This window comes from Stenotrophomonas maltophilia (assembly GCF_023518235.1).
Classification (GTDB): Bacteria; Pseudomonadota; Gammaproteobacteria; order Xanthomonadales; family Xanthomonadaceae; genus Stenotrophomonas.
In genome coordinates this window covers 528,009-542,137 of the sequence record NZ_CP090423.1, presented here as the reverse complement: position 1 = coordinate 542,137, position 14,129 = coordinate 528,009, and the positions used below count along the sequence as shown (strand labels likewise).

The following is a 14,129-nucleotide window of genomic DNA, read 5'->3' as shown; positions in this document are numbered from 1 at the left end:
CACTACCGCCCCCTCCGGCGTTACCGGCGTCGCGATATCACCGGTAGCGCCGGGCCATGCCCGGCGTCGCCGTAGGCCCCTCAATACACCGGCAGATCGATGTAACTGGCCTGCGCGGCGCTGTGCCAGACCCGCTGCATGGCCTTCTGGTAATCGCCCGGCTTGGCCAGGTAGATGTTCGGCACATAGGTCTGCGGGTTGCGGTCGTACAGCGGGAACAGGCTGGACTGCACCTGCACCATCACCCGGTGCCCCTTCTGGAAGGTGTGGTTGGCGTTGGGCAGGTCGAAGCGGTACGGCAGCACCTGGTTGGCGGCCAGCGGCTTGGGATCACTGAAGCTCTCGCGGTAGCGGCCGCGGAAGATCGCCAGCGACACCGGCAGCTCATAGCCACCCATCTCCGGTGTGGATGCTTCCTGGTCCGGATACACGTCGATCAGCTTCACCACCCAATCGCTGTCGGTGCCACTGGTCGAGGCCTGCAGGTGCACCACCGGCGCGCCACCGATGCGCAGTGGCGCGGTCAACGGTTCGGTGATGAAGGTCAGCACGTCGGGTCGGCCATCGACGAAGCGCTGATCCTTGACCAGCCAGGTCGTCCACATGTCACGGTCGCCAAAACGCACCGGGCGCGGCACGAACGGCACCGGCTTAGCCGGGTCGGACACGTATTCATCGAAGTCGTTCTCGCCCGCTGCCGGCGCCTGGAACGCCAACTTGCCGCCGGCACGCAGGTACAGCGGTTTGCTGCTGGCCGCACAGCCCTTGTCGCAGCTGCGCGGCCAACCCTTCAAGCGGTCCCAATGGTTTTCGCCGGTGTTGTAGATCAGCACCGGCGGCGTATCGGCCTTCGGCGCACCGTCCACCAGGTACTGGTCGAAGAACGGCTTGAGCACATCACGACGGAACTGCAGCGCGGTATCGCCATCGAACTTGAGCGCGCCCAGTTCACTGGCACTGTAGTTCACCTGGCTGTGCCGCCACGGGCCCATCACCAGGTAATTGCGGTTGTTGCCACTGTCGCGCCCTTCCATCGCCTGGTAGGCGTGGTTGGCACCCCACATGTCCTCCTGGTCCCACAGGCCCTGCAGCCACAGGGTCGGCACCTTCAGCGGCGTCTTCGCCATCACTGCATCCAGCGCCTGGCCCTGCCAGAAGGCGTCGTATGCAGGGTGCTCGACCAGCTTCTTCCACCAGGTCAGCTGGTCCACGCCGGTAAAGCGCGCATAGTCGCCGGCCGACCCGATGCGCAGGAAGGTGCTGTAGTCGTCGTAGCCGAGGCTGGGCAGCGGCGTGCCCTTGCCGCGCTTCTCGGTCTGCATCGCGAAGTAATTGAAGTTGACCTGGCGGAACGCACCGTAGTTGAGCCAGTCGTCACCCATCCAGCCGTCGACCATCGGGCTCTGCGGCGCGGCGACCTTCAGCGCCGGATGCGGATCGGTCAGCGCCATCACCACGGTGAAGCCTTCATACGACGAACCGAGCATGCCGACCTTGCCGTTGCTCTCCGGCACGTGCTTCACCAGCCAGTCGATGGTGTCCCAGGCGTCGGTGGAATGGTCGACCGGGGTGTTGTTCAATGGCCCGCGCAGGGGCCGGGTCATCACGTAATCGCCCTCGGAGCCGTACTTGCCACGAATGTCCTGGAACACGCGGATGTAGCCGCCATCGACGAACACCTCATCGCCCTGCGGCAGCAGGTCGCGCATGCGCGGCGAGTCGCTGCGGTTGGCACGGCCGGCAGCGTCGTAGGGCGTACGGGTCAGCAGGATCGGAGCGTTGCGGGCGCCCTTGGGCACCACGATCACTGTGTACAGCTTGGTGCCATCACGCATGGGCACCATCACCACGCGCTTGTCATAGTCGCGGCCGACATCGGGGGCGACGAAGGGCTTGCCGCTGACGTCCGGGGTCATCGGCGGTGTATCGGCGGCCAGCACGGTGCTGGACAGGCAAAGGGCGATGGCTAGAGCAACGGCACGCACACGCATGGACAACCCCTTCCGGCAGGAAAGGCCCCAGCGTACTCCTGCCTTGGGCCGTGAAGTGTGTGCGGGCTTTGCATTCTGCGGTGGATGCAGGCAGGACTGATGGCACATGTGCTGCCCGCTGCCGCTGCGCAAACCGGTAACCGAATGCCGGCCAGCGGACGGCACTACCGACCGGTGCTCCCCGCGCAGCGCCGGGCCACCTCCGGCGGATCCGTCAGGCCGTTTGAACCTCATGCAGCGCCAGCCAGCACCAGCGCCCCTGTTCCTGACGCAGTACCGCCAGCGACTCCCGCCATGTGCGGTTGCCGCCATCGATCAAATGGCCTTCGCGATAGCGCAGCACCACCAACGTTGATGGCGCCTCCACTGCCTGCACGGCCTCGATGGCAATCTGCAACCCCGGTCGCGCGCCATGGGCACCGGCGAACAATGCCTGCACCGCATCTCGGTCCAGCCGACGGCCGGCGATGCCGACCATGCTGAAGTCCGCACAGAAGTGCGTCATCAGATCATCGAGCGCATCGGAGCCGACGTCGGCACGGAACCAGGCCTGCAGTTTGTCGTGCAGGTGGTGGATTTCATGTTCTGCAGTGGTATCCATCAGGTGTTCTCGGGTTGCGAAAGGGGGACAGAATGCGAGCGGCGCAGCAGCGCCATCGGCAGCAGCGTCAATGCGGCGGCCAGACCCAGCGCCACGCTGGTGGCGCGTGCGGGCAACCACTGCATGGCCAGCGCCAGCAGCAGCGCGATGGCCGCAGTGCCGAGGCAGAAGCTGAGCTGACGGTTGAGGTTCCACAACGCACTGGCGTCGCCCAGTGCCTCACCCTCGACACCCTGGAACGCCAGTGTCTGTGCGGTGCTGCTGCACAGGCTGCCGCCGGCGCCCATCAATGCGAACAACAGTGCAGCCAAGGCGAAGGCCGGCTGTGGCAGCAGCGCCATCAACAGCAGGCCGCTGGCCTGAAGCAGCATGCCGGCGCGCAGTACCGTGGCCGGGCCGAAGCGGGACAACAGGTGCTTGCTGGCCGTGATCGCGATGGCCGAGGCCAGCGCCCACGGCAGCATCAACGCGCCGATGCGTGCGGCACTGTATCCGGCCTGGTGCAACTGCAGGGTGCTGGCCAGCTGGCTGCCGATGAACACCCCGGGCACCGCCAAATACACCAGCATCGCCAGTCGCAGCTCGTGATGGGAAAGCAGTGACCAGCGCAGCAACGGATGCGCCTGCCGCCGGGCATGCCGCAGGTGAACCGCCGCCAGCAGCAATGCGATCAGCAGCAGCACGGCACCGGCGCCCCGATGGTCGCGCTCGCCCAACCAGGTGAGTGCCAGCAGCAGCGCGCCCAGCGCCAGCATTGCGGTGGACAGCGCATAGGCCTGCAGGCGCGGCGCACTGCGCTCACCATCGGCCGGCATCCAGGCCAGCACCAGACCCATGGCCATCACCGCCAACGGCAGGCTGGCCCAAAGTACGCCGCGCCAGGACAGCCACTGCACCAGCAGGCCACCCAGTGCCGGCGCCAGGGCTGGCACCAGCAGTGCCACCAGCAGGATGCGTCGGGTCAGCGCGCCACGTTGCTCGGGCGTGCAGTGTCGATAGGCGGTGGCCTGTGCAACCGGAATCAGCAGGCCACCGGCCAGCCCCTGAAGCAAGCGCCAACCCAACAGCCAGCCAATGCCCGGCGCAGCGCCGGCCAGCATGGCGGCGACGGCGAACACCAGCAGCGCCACCAGCAGCAGGCGCCGCTCGCCGCAGCGTGCGGCCAGCCAGGGCGCCAGTGGAATCACCACGCTCAGGCCGAGCATGTAGGCGGTGCCGACCCACGCCAGGCAGCCGATGTCGGCGTGCAGTTCAGCGGCCAGCGCCGGATAGGCCACCGTGGCGATGAACATATTGACCAGATCCAGGGCAAACACCAGCAGGAAGATCGCCTCATGGCGCAGGCGGGGGGACGGCATCGGCGGCGCTCCATCAGGGAAGCGCCCAGCATGCCGGCCGGGCCTTGTTGAAAAAACACGACGACGGCTGCAACACTGTCAAATCTTACTTGACAATTAATCGCCCATGGTCAGCCTCGATCGCTTCGATACCTTCCGCGCCGTGGTCGAGGCCGGCAGCTTGACCGCAGCCGCCGATCGCCTGGGCCTGAGCCGCGCGGTGGTCAGCTTCAACCTCAAGCGGCTGGAGCAGGAGCTGGGCGTGACCCTGCTGCTGCGCAGTACCCGCCACTTGGCGCTGACCGAGGCCGGCGAGCAGTTCCTGCAGCACTGTGTGCAGGCGCTGGACGCTGCACAGGCCGCCATCGATGCCGCGCGCCGCGACCAGCATCAGCTGCAGGGCGTGCTGCGCCTGACCACCACGCCGGAGTACGCGCAGCTGCGCCTGATTCCGGCACTGGAGGCGTTTCGCATGCGGCATCCGGCATTGCAGCTGCACCTGTCGACCTCGCCGGCGCCGGCCGACCTGATTCCCGAGCGCTTCGACCTGGCGATCCGTCTCGGCCGCCTGCCCGACTCGGCGCTGCACGCCATCGAACTGGAAAGGCATCCGTTGTGTGCGGTGGCCGCGCCCGTGCTGCTGGCCCGGCTGCCCACCGCGGATGCGGCCGATGACCCGGTGCAGCTGGGCACCCTGCCCCGCCTGGGCTATCCGCGCCTGGCCGATGTGCCGGTGGTTGCCCCCGATGGCAGCGACGCGCTGTTCGCCACCAATCCGGGCAATGCAGTGGTGCGCGTGGACGGCGCCAGCAGCCTGCGTGCTTTCGCCGTGGCCGGCGCCGGCGTCACCGTGCTGCCGCGCTGGCTGATCGAGGACGACCTTGCCCAGGACCGGTTGCGAGCGGTGCTGCGCCAGCACCGCTTCCCGCAGCAAAGCGTCTACGCGGTGTACCCGCACAGCACGCAGCCGTCACCGAAGGTTCGCCAGCTGATCGATTTCCTGCGCGGGTGGTTTGGCAGCGCGCCGGTGTGAATTCCGCGCTCGCCGGGCATGGCCCGGCGAGCGCAGCGGCCCCCCACAAACAAACACGGCCCCTTGCGGGGCCGTGTCTTCATGCATCAGCGCAGCACCTGCTCCACCAGCTGTACGTCCACCGTCTGCAACGGTTCGGCAGCATTGCGCGACAGCTGCACCTGATAGGTGCCGCCGTCGATCCTCCACTGGCGGGCCTGTGCATCGTAGTGAGCCAGGGTCTTCGGCTCGGCTTCGATACGGATGCGGCGCTGTTCGCCCGGCTGCAGGTTCACCTTGTCGTAGCCGATCAGGCGGATCGGCGTGGTGCTGCCGGCCGGCAGCTTCAGGTACAGCTGGGCCACGTCGGCACCGGCGCGCTTGCCGGTGTTGCGGATGTCCACGCTGGCGACCAGGCGCGAACCTTCCACGCTCACCCTGAGGTTTTCATAGGCGAACGAGGTGTAGGACAGGCCGTGACCGAACGCGAACGTCGGGGTCAGGCCCTTGGCCGCCATCCACTTGTAGCCGACGTTGGCACCTTCGATATCGAAATCGAACACATCACCGAACGGCTTGGCCGGCTTGAAGCCAAGGCCGTCGATGTGCGGGCGCGGCAGCTGCGATTCGTCCGCCACCCAGGTCACCGGCAGGCGGCCGGAGGGGTTCACCTGACCGGTCAGCAGCGCGGCAATGCCTTCGCCACCACGAATGCCCGGGTACCACGCCTGCAGCATCGCCGGCACCTGCGCCAGCCACGGCGTGCGCACCGGGCCGTTGGTTTCCAGTACCAGCACGGTCTTCGGGTTGGCCTTGGCCACCGCCGAGATCAGCGCATCCTGGTTGTCCGGCAGCTGCATGTCCGGCAGATCCACCGATTCGGCCGCCCACTGGGTGGCGAACACGATGGCCACGTCGGCCTGCGCGGCGGCCTTGGCCGCGGCGGCGGCGTTGGTGCCGTCCACATACGTGATGGTCGCATCCGGACGCGCCGCACGCAGTGATTCCAGCGGCGAGGACGGGTGGAAGATCACCGGGCCCGGCCAGGTGGTCGGCAGCACGCCCGGCACCGCATTGGTGCCCTTGGCGGTCACGCCCACCATCGACGAACCACCGCCACCGATCACGCCCTTGTCGGCGTGGCCACCGATGATGACGATGCGCTTCACCGTGTCGGCCAGTGGCAACAGGTTGCCTTCATTGCGCAGCAGCACGCTGCCTTCTTCCACCGTGCGCTGGGCGACGGCGAAACCAGCCTCGGCATCGACCTTCTGGTGCTGCGGCGGGTTGTCGAAGTTGCCGTGCAGGAACATCGTGCGCAGGATGCGCGCCACCATGTCGTTCAGGCGCGCCTGCGGCACCACGCCACCGTGCACGGCCAGGCGCAGCGGCTCATCGAAGAACACCGCCGCATCGAACACTTCACCGGCCGACTGCTGGTCCAGGCCGGCCAGCGCCGCCTTCGAACCACTGTGCACGCCACCCCAGTCTGACATCACGAAACCGGGGAACTTCCATTCCTGCTTCAGCACCTGGTTCATCAGGTAGCCGTTCTCGCAGCCGTAGGTGCCGTTGATCTTGTTGTACGAGCACATCGCCACGCCCGGGCGGCCGGCTTCGAGCGCGATCTCGAAGGCCAGCAGGTCCGACTCGTGCATGGCCTGTTCGCCGATGCGCACGTCGTGGAAGTTGCGGCGGGTCTCCATGTCGTTCAGCGCGAAGTGCTTCATTGAGGAGATCACGTGCTGGCTCTGCACGCCCTGGATCAACGCGCCCACCATCGAGCCGGCCAGCAGCGGATCTTCACCGGCGTACTCGAAATTGCGGCCATTGCGCGGGTCGCGCTGCAGGTTCACGCTGCCCGACAACAGGATGTTGAAGCGCTGCTGCCACGCCTCGCGGCCCATGGTCGCGCCACCGGCGAAGGCGACTTCGCGGTTCCAGCTGGAGGCGGTGGACGGTCCCGACGGCATCGCGGTGGCGAAGTCACCCGGGCGGATGCCACCGGGATTGGTCACGCCGACGCCGGCATCGGCTGACTGCTGCGACGGAATGCCCAGGCGCGCCACGCCCGGCACGAAGCCGGCCGAACCCACCGCGCCTTCCGGCAGCGGGCCACCGTCCTTGCCCAGCCCGAAGTAGCTGTGCAGCATCTGGAATTTTTCGTCCTCGGTCATCGCCTTCAGCAGCAGCGCGGCGCGCGCGTCGGCGTTGAGGGTGGTGTCCATCCACGGTGCGTCGCCGTGCCTGTCGGCAGCGTAGGCCAGGGTCAGCAGGGTGGCACGCAGGCTGCTGCCTTCCACCTTGAACGGTGCGCTGCTGGCAGCCTGGAAGCCATCGCTGAAGTAGCTGGCATCGGCTTCCAGTGCCACCCGCGCCGGATCGAAGCCTGCGGCCTTGGCCGAGTCACCGGCCACCGCGCCGAGCAGCACCGCCGGTGCACCCAGCCGCGAACGGGTGACCAGCGCCGGCAGCTGCGCGGCACCTGCGCCGGCGTCGGTATAGACCGCGACGGTGTGGCGGCCATCGTCCAGGCGCAGATAGTTCAGGCCCGGTTGGTCGGGGCCGGATTCAGCGGCGATCGGCAGCCGCGTCAGCACGGCCTGGCCGCGCTGGGTCTGGCCATCGTCCTTGCCGGCGGCGATGAAGCGGTATTCATAGCCCAGGCCATCGGCCAGCACCTGCAGCGGATCGACCTGGCCGATGCCGCGCTGCACCTGACGCACGCTCACCGCGTCCACCTTCAGGCTCTTCAGCTGCGCGGCCAGGGCCGGCATCGCCTCGGCGTTGGGCGCCTGTTCCAGGGTCAGCACGGTGAACGCGGCGGGGTCGGCCCAGGCCGGAGCGGCCAGTGCAGCAGACAGGGCCAGGGACAGTGCAAGCGGCTTTGTAAACGTTTTCATCGGCAGGCGTAATTCCGTTGCCAAGGCAATCGGTCCAGGGAAAGTGCCGCCGAAGGGTGCAGCGTTCATGCCGCGCAGGGGTTGCCAGGCAACGTCCCGCAGGCCGAAGGGCGGGCCGGTCTGCGCGCGGGACCCTCCTCCCGGCGTGACAACCTGCCTGCCCGGGCCGCGCAGGGCGACCCAATCATGTGAAGATTGTGCGAGGGCGTTCACACCTGTCAACAGGACCTAAGTCACAGGGGCAACGGGGCCGGTGGTTATCAGGCCATCACCGGCGGTCATCAGCAGGCCCCACAGGGCTGCTGATAATGGAGATCCCTGGCCACGAACCGAGCCCATGACCGTCCACCGCGACTTCGACCATCTCTGGCGCGACCGCTGCGATACGTCCAGCCAGCGCGCGCCGCGCGTGCTGATCCGGGTGTTCGTGGCCCCCGGTGAGCTGGAGCGCAGCGTGGCCTTCTACGAGCAGTTGCAGGGCGTGGTCGCCGACGCTGGATTCCCGTTTCCCGACGCCGGGCTGCGCCTGGCGATGGTCGGTGCGTTCCTGCTGATCGAAGGCAGCGCGGCGGCGCTGGCACCGTTCACCTCGACCACCGGCACACTGCTGGTCGACGATGTTCGGCCCTATCACGACAAGCTGGTCGCGGCCGGCGCCGAAATCATCTTCCCGCTGCAGGTAGTGCCGACCGGCGCGGCGTTCAACGCCGTGCACCCTGATGGCACGGTGGTCGAATACGTGCATCACCGGCCGGATCCGCACGGGCGGTGACGGCGCGGCCGGGCGGCGCCCCGCACCCGCGGTAGTGCCGGCCGCTGGCCGGCAAGCTCAAAAGCAAAGGCGGCTATCCGTGCAATGGCGGGATGAGCCCGGCTTCGACAATTCCCCGCACGGCCTGCTGTAGAGCCGAGCCCATGCTCGGCTGCTTTTCGTTCAACTCTCGGAATATTCCATTTCGATGGAGATTCATCCACGCATGGCGTGGATCTACAATCCCGCCATGTCCTCCCCCGCCCTGCCCTGGAATGGCACGCTGCTGCTGGATGTCCACGTGGCCGTGTTGCAGGGTCATGCCGGCGGCAGCGCTGCACATGCGCACTACGCCCATCAACTGCTGTTGAGTGAGGACGCGCCCTGGCAGGTCGAAATCGACGGTGTGCGTCAGCAGGGCCAGCGGCTGTGGCTGCCCTCGTTCCAGCCGCACGCGATCCTGTCGGCGCCGCAAACGGGTTGCACAGTGTTTCTCGAACCGGCGCATGCCGACCTTGAACAGATCCAGCAGCATCTGCACACGCTGCCCGGTACCGCGGCGCAACTGCACGACTGGTTGCCGGGACTGAGCCGCGCACAGCCACTCGACCGCCGCGTGCAGGCGGCGCTGGCCCGCATCAGCCAGCACCTGCCGGGCCCGGTGCCGGCCGCCGATATCGCCGAGGCGGCGCATCTGTCGACCAGCCAGCTGCACCGGCGTTTCCAGTCCGATCTGGCGGTGACCCTGCGCGGCTGGGTGCTGTGGCAGCGCCTGCGCATCGCGCTGGCGCATCACCTGCGCGGGCACAGCCTCACCGACAGTGCGCATGCGGCCGGCTTCGCCGACCTGGCCCATCTGTCGCGCAGCCTGCGCCGCATGTTCGGCATCGGTGCGGCACAGCTGCAGGGCCTGCAGCTGCACGCGGCCTGACACGCTCGATCACTCCCGCCTGTGCAGGCCTTCGGGTAGTTCCGGCACGTCACCCTGCGGCAGCTCGCGGAACGGCGCCAGCAGCTGCCCCGGATAATCGCGCGGGTAGTCCGGCTGGCTGCCGATGCCGAGGTCCTGCTGCCGCAGCCGATAGCCCGGCGCATCGAAAGCGGTCCCCAGCAGATGATCCCAGACGGTCAGGAACAGGCCGAAATTGACGTCGCCAGCAGTGCCGTAGCGCATGTGGTGGAAGCGATGCAGTGGCGCCCACGCCATCACCCGGCCCAGCACGCCGGGGCGCATATCCACGTTGGAGTGCTGCAGCAACAGCTGGATGGCGATGGCAAACGCCAGCACTGCCGCCACCGGCATCGGCAGGCCCAGCACCAGCAATGGCAGCACGCCTCCCACCGCCTCGGCCGCCTGATGCAGCGGGTGCTTCATCAGGCCGTTGAAGCCGTACATGCGGGTGACGCTGTGATGCACGGCATGCAGCCGCCACAACCAGCCGATGCGATGGCTGGCGTAGTGCACCAAGGTGATGCCGAGATCGGCGGCGATGATGGCAACCAGTACCTGCAACGCGAACGGCCACTGTACCGGCCACACCTGCCACGGAATGACCGCCGCCAGCAACGGCACCGCGGCGATCGACAGCAGGTTCAGCCCTTCATTGACCAGTGCATGCAGGGTGTCGCGCACGCTGTCCCCATGATCGTGGTTGAACGCCGGATCATACGGCCAGGCCCGTTCGGCGCCGAACGAGAGCGCGATGGCCAGCGCCAGCAGGGCCAGCAGCCATAGCGGGTCGCCGTGATGGTGGCCGACCCAGGCAATGGCAACGGCGACGAAACCAAGCAGGAACAACGGGGCATACAGGCGGAGCATCCAGTGCTTCATGGGCAACCCGGAAAGTGAGGGGCCTGCATGCTGGCCTGGCGTGTGGGTTGCTGGCTTGAACAAACGGCGCAAGCGCGTGCCGCAGGTGGATGCGGAGATTGGTCAGCACCGTGTTTCCTGCATCCACGCATGGCGTGGATCTACAATGAAGCCCTCATCGCGTCCGGGGCCGGCATGGATTCCTTCAACCTGATGCGCGCCTTCCGCCGCATCGTCGAACGTGGCGGACTCGCCCGCGCCGCCGAAGACCTGGGCCTTTCGCCAGCCGGGCTGAGCAAGCAGCTGCGTACGCTGGAAAGCCACCTGGGTGTAGTGCTGCTGCAGCGGACCACGCGGCGCATGAGCCTGACCGAAACCGGCCACGCCTATTACCGCGAATGCTGCCGCCTGCTCGACGAGCTGGACGCGCTGGAACGCGGCATCGCCGAACAGCGCGGCGAGGTCGGCGGGCGCCTGCGGGTGAACGCGCCGCAGTCGTTCGCGCTGAGCACGTTGTCGCCGCTGCTGCCGCGCTTCCTGCAGCAGCATCCGCAGCTGTCACTGGATCTGCTGATGGAAGACCGATTGATCGATGCCGTCGGTGAAGGCTTCGATGTCTCCCTGCGCATCCGTGCCGAACTGGACGATTCGCGGCTGGTGGCACGCCGCCTGGCGTCGCTGCAGCAGGTGCTGTGTGCGGCACCGTCCTACCTGCAGCAGCACCCCGCGCCCCATACGGTGGATGATCTGCAGGCGCACAGCGTGCTGGCCTACAGCCTGTCCGACTCGCCCGGCAGCTGGCCACTGCTCGGCCCCGATGGCCAGGTCTCGATCACCCTGCCGGCGCGCGTCACCGTCAACAACAGCCTGCTGCTGCGCGACCTGCTGGTGGCCGGCATGGGCATCGGCGCCCTGCCCTCGTTCCTGGCCGCACCGGCGCTGGCCCGCGGCGAACTGCAGCAGGTGCTGCCCGACCATCACTATCCGCCACGCTTCGTGCATGCGGTCTACCCCACCTCGCGCCACCTGCAGCCCAAGGTGCGCGCCTTCATCGATTTCCTGCACGCCGAGCTACCCGGCTGCGCCGGCCTGGATTCGTAACTCCCAGCGAAAACTGAGCTGCCCGTGGCGTGCTGTTTCGGCCACGCCGCACTGCCTAATCTGCCGCCTCCTCCTTCACCGATGGCAGGCAGATGTCTTCCGCTCCTTCCCCCGCCACCGCAGCGCCGGTGGTCGATTTCTTCCACGACGTGGTCTGCGGCTGGTGCTTCGTGCTGGCCCCGCGCCTGCAGCATGTCTCGGCCGAACTCGGCATCCAGGTGCGCCACCGCAGCTTCGTGCTGCAGGACTCGCGCGCCCGGATGATCGAGGTGTTCGGCTCGATGGCGCGTGCCAAGGCGACCATCCTGCGCCACTGGACCGACTGCGCCGCGCATGAAGACACCGCGCGCATCGATATCGAAGGCATGCGCGCACAGGACTTCGAGTATCCCTCCGGCTGGCTGGGCGCACTGGCCTGCCAGGCCGCCGGGCTGATCGGCGGCAACGATGCCCATGGCGCGATGTTCGACGCGGTGCAGTGGGCGCACCTGCACCAGCACCGCAACATCGGCGATGCCGACGTGCTGCTGGACATCGCCGAATCGCTGGGCCATCGGCGCGGCACCTTCGCCGATGCGATGGGTAGCGACGCCGTACGCCAGCGCGTGCAGGCCGATCGTGCCGAAGCCGCGGCCCTCGGCATCCACTCCATTCCCACCGTGATCGGCGGCAACGGCCTGCGCCTGCAGACCCTGCCACTGCCACACCTGCGCCAGGCCCTGGCGCACCTGGTCGCGGCCTGAGCCGCACCGCCCCCCACCCCACAAGGAGATTCCCCATGACCCCACGTACCCTGGCCACCGCACTGGCCCTGCTGCTGGCCGGCACCGCCGCTTCCACCACGGTGTCCGCGCACGAACGCGTTCCCTCCGGCCAGCAGGTCGGCACCAGCCCCTGGGGGCCGAAGGACGAGATCGGCCGCCTCAACCTGATCACCGACGCCTCGCGCGCGGCCATCCTGTCGCGGGTCAGCGGCGGCAAGGCCTATGACCTGGCCACCGAGTACTACGTCGGCATGCCCAGCTGGCAGGACGCCGGCGATCCGCACTACCAGTTCTGGATGACCCACACCCCGCGCGGCACGGTGATGGATGATCCGATGGGCGTGGGCCAGACCATGAACCTCACCCGCAGCTACACCGGTACCGCGTTCTCGATGTACAGCCACACCGGCACCCACATCGATGCGTTGAACCACTTCGGCATCCACGGGAAGATCTGGAACGGCTTCGAGGCCGACAAGCATCTGGGCGACCGTGGCTGGAAGGTCACCGGCATCGAGAAATTCCCGCCGCTGATCGCCCGTGGCGTGCTGATCGACGTGGCCGGCGCCAAGGGCGTGGACATGCTGCCGGACAGCTACCGCGTCACCCGCCAGGACCTGAAGGATGCGCTGGCACGGCAGAAGGTGACGCTGCAGCAGGGCGACGTGGCGCTGATCCGCACCGGCCGCATGCGCCTGTTCGAGCAGCCCAAAGCGTACATGGCCAACCCGCCGGGCATGGGCCTGGACGCGGCGCGCTTCCTGGTCGAAGACAGCGGCGCGATGATCGTCGGCGCCGACAACCTCAGCTTCGAGACCTTCCCGTCGGAGGTATCCGATGACTATGTGCCGCTGCACACCTACCTGCTGGCCCAGCAGGGTGCGCCGATCATCGAACTGGTGGCGCTGGACGAACTGGCCCGTGACAAGGTCTACGAATTCGCCTTCATCGGCGGCCCGTTGAAGATCCGCGGCGGCGATGCCGCACCGTTGCGACCGGTGGCGTTGCCGGTGCGCCCGTAACCGGGGTCTGTGGGTGCCGACCTTGGTCGGCACTCCTTTACCCCTTCAGCAACCTGAAACCCACCCCGCCGATTCCATTAGTAATTCTACTTACAACGCGAGTAGCATGTCCGGTCTCAGCCCCTGATACGCGCCTGTCGATACTCGCTCCATGCCCGCCGTTTCCGCCCATCTCTGCCGCTTCCAGCCTGCCCGGCGCCTCCCCTGGAGGACCGGCTGATGGGCGCCGTCGTCGCCCTCGACCGGCTGCTGGATGGCCGCCAGCTGTGGCGTGGCCCGGCCCGCCACGGGCCGGCCAGCGACCATCTGGCCAGCGGCCACCCGGCCCTGGACGCGCGCCTGCCCGGTGGCGGCTGGCCGGCCAGCGGGCTGTGCGAGGTGCTGCAGGCCGCGCCCGGCGTGGGCGAACTGGCTCTGGTCTGGCCGGCGCTGGCAAAGCTGAGCCAGCGCGACCGCCCGATCGTGCTGATCGCCCCGCCCTATCGCCCGCATGCGCCGGCCTGGGCCGCCGCCGGGCTGGAGCTGGCCCAGCTGCAGATCATCCAGGCCACACCGAAGCAGGCGCTGTGGGCGGCCGAACAATGCCTGCGCTCTGCCGCCTGTGCGGCGGTGCTGTGCTGGCCGCAGCAGGCCGACGACCGCGCCCTGCGCCGCCTGCAGGTGGCCGCCGACAGCGGCCAGTGCCTGGGCTTCGTGTTCCGCGAAGCACGTGCGGCGCGCAACCCCTCCCCGGCCAGCCTGCGCCTGCAGCTCGAACATGGCCAGGTGCGGGTACTGAAGTGTCGCGGCGGATTGCCGCCGGCACAACCACTGCCGCTGGCCATCGCGCACTGAGGC

12 protein-coding genes are annotated in these 14,129 nt (G+C 67.9%); 7 read left to right on the top strand and 5 right to left on the bottom strand.

Translation table 11 applies throughout. The annotated features are described in order from the left end of the window. Positions 1–80 precede the first annotated feature (80 nt). The 3 genes from LZ605_RS02805 to LZ605_RS02795 form a co-directional block, all read right to left on the bottom strand. A complete protein-coding gene (locus tag LZ605_RS02805) occupies positions 81–1,991 on the bottom strand; it encodes a CocE/NonD family hydrolase (RefSeq protein ID WP_249843698.1) in 1,911 nt (636 codons plus the stop codon). A 214-nt stretch (positions 1,992–2,205) separates the two neighbouring features. Further along, entirely contained in the window at positions 2,206–2,592 is a 387-nt protein-coding gene (locus tag LZ605_RS02800) for a DUF4440 domain-containing protein (protein ID WP_249843697.1), read from the bottom strand. Beyond that, a complete protein-coding gene (locus LZ605_RS02795) occupies positions 2,592–3,950 on the bottom strand; it encodes an MFS transporter (RefSeq protein ID WP_249843696.1) in 1,359 nt (452 codons plus the stop codon). The genes LZ605_RS02800 and LZ605_RS02795 overlap by 1 nt, the downstream gene beginning before the upstream one ends. Positions 3,951–4,056: 106 nt before the next feature. Here LZ605_RS02795 and LZ605_RS02790 point away from each other — a divergent pair, with 106 nt between their 5' ends. After that, positions 4,057–4,962 carry a LysR family transcriptional regulator gene (locus LZ605_RS02790; protein WP_249843695.1) on the top strand — a complete coding sequence of 302 codons (906 nt, stop codon included), beginning with the start codon at positions 4,057–4,059 and terminating at the stop codon, positions 4,960–4,962. 86 nt (positions 4,963–5,048) lie between these two features. Here the strand turns inward: LZ605_RS02790 and LZ605_RS02785 are convergent, their stop codons facing one another. Further along, positions 5,049–7,844 carry a beta-glucosidase family protein gene (locus LZ605_RS02785; RefSeq protein ID WP_249843694.1) on the bottom strand — a complete coding sequence of 932 codons (2,796 nt, stop codon included), beginning with the start codon at positions 7,842–7,844 and terminating at the stop codon, positions 5,049–5,051. 337 nt (positions 7,845–8,181) lie between these two features. Between LZ605_RS02785 and LZ605_RS02780 the strand changes: the two genes are divergently transcribed. Further along, a complete protein-coding gene (locus LZ605_RS02780; protein WP_249843693.1) occupies positions 8,182–8,616 on the top strand; it encodes a VOC family protein in 435 nt (144 codons plus the stop codon). A gap of 205 nt (positions 8,617–8,821) precedes the next feature. Beyond that, on the top strand, positions 8,822–9,526 hold the full coding sequence (locus tag LZ605_RS02775; RefSeq protein WP_306803815.1) for an AraC family transcriptional regulator: 705 nt from the start codon (positions 8,822–8,824) through the stop codon (positions 9,524–9,526). Positions 9,527–9,535: 9 nt separating this feature from the next. Here LZ605_RS02775 and LZ605_RS02770 read toward each other — a convergent pair whose 3' ends face one another. Then, a complete protein-coding gene (locus tag LZ605_RS02770; protein ID WP_249843691.1) occupies positions 9,536–10,414 on the bottom strand; it encodes a sterol desaturase family protein in 879 nt (292 codons plus the stop codon). A 141-nt stretch (positions 10,415–10,555) separates the two neighbouring features. Here LZ605_RS02770 and LZ605_RS02765 point away from each other — a divergent pair, with 141 nt between their 5' ends. The 4 genes from LZ605_RS02765 to imuA all read left to right on the top strand — a co-directional run bounded on the left by LZ605_RS02765 (position 10,556) and on the right by imuA (position 14,126). Continuing rightward, on the top strand, positions 10,556–11,506 hold the full coding sequence (locus LZ605_RS02765; protein WP_249843690.1) for a LysR family transcriptional regulator: 951 nt from the start codon (positions 10,556–10,558) through the stop codon (positions 11,504–11,506). A gap of 92 nt (positions 11,507–11,598) precedes the next feature. Continuing rightward, a complete protein-coding gene (locus LZ605_RS02760) occupies positions 11,599–12,249 on the top strand; it encodes a DsbA family oxidoreductase (protein WP_249843689.1) in 651 nt (216 codons plus the stop codon). Positions 12,250–12,284: 35 nt separating this feature from the next. Continuing rightward, positions 12,285–13,292: a cyclase family protein gene (locus LZ605_RS02755; RefSeq protein WP_249843688.1), complete on the top strand. Its 1,008-nt coding sequence runs from the start codon at positions 12,285–12,287 to the stop codon at positions 13,290–13,292. Between the two features lie 219 nt (positions 13,293–13,511). Continuing rightward, complete coding sequence (gene imuA, locus LZ605_RS02750; RefSeq protein WP_249843687.1) at positions 13,512–14,126, top strand: translesion DNA synthesis-associated protein ImuA; 615 nt, start codon at positions 13,512–13,514, stop codon at positions 14,124–14,126. The last annotated feature ends 3 nt before the right edge of the window (positions 14,127–14,129 follow it).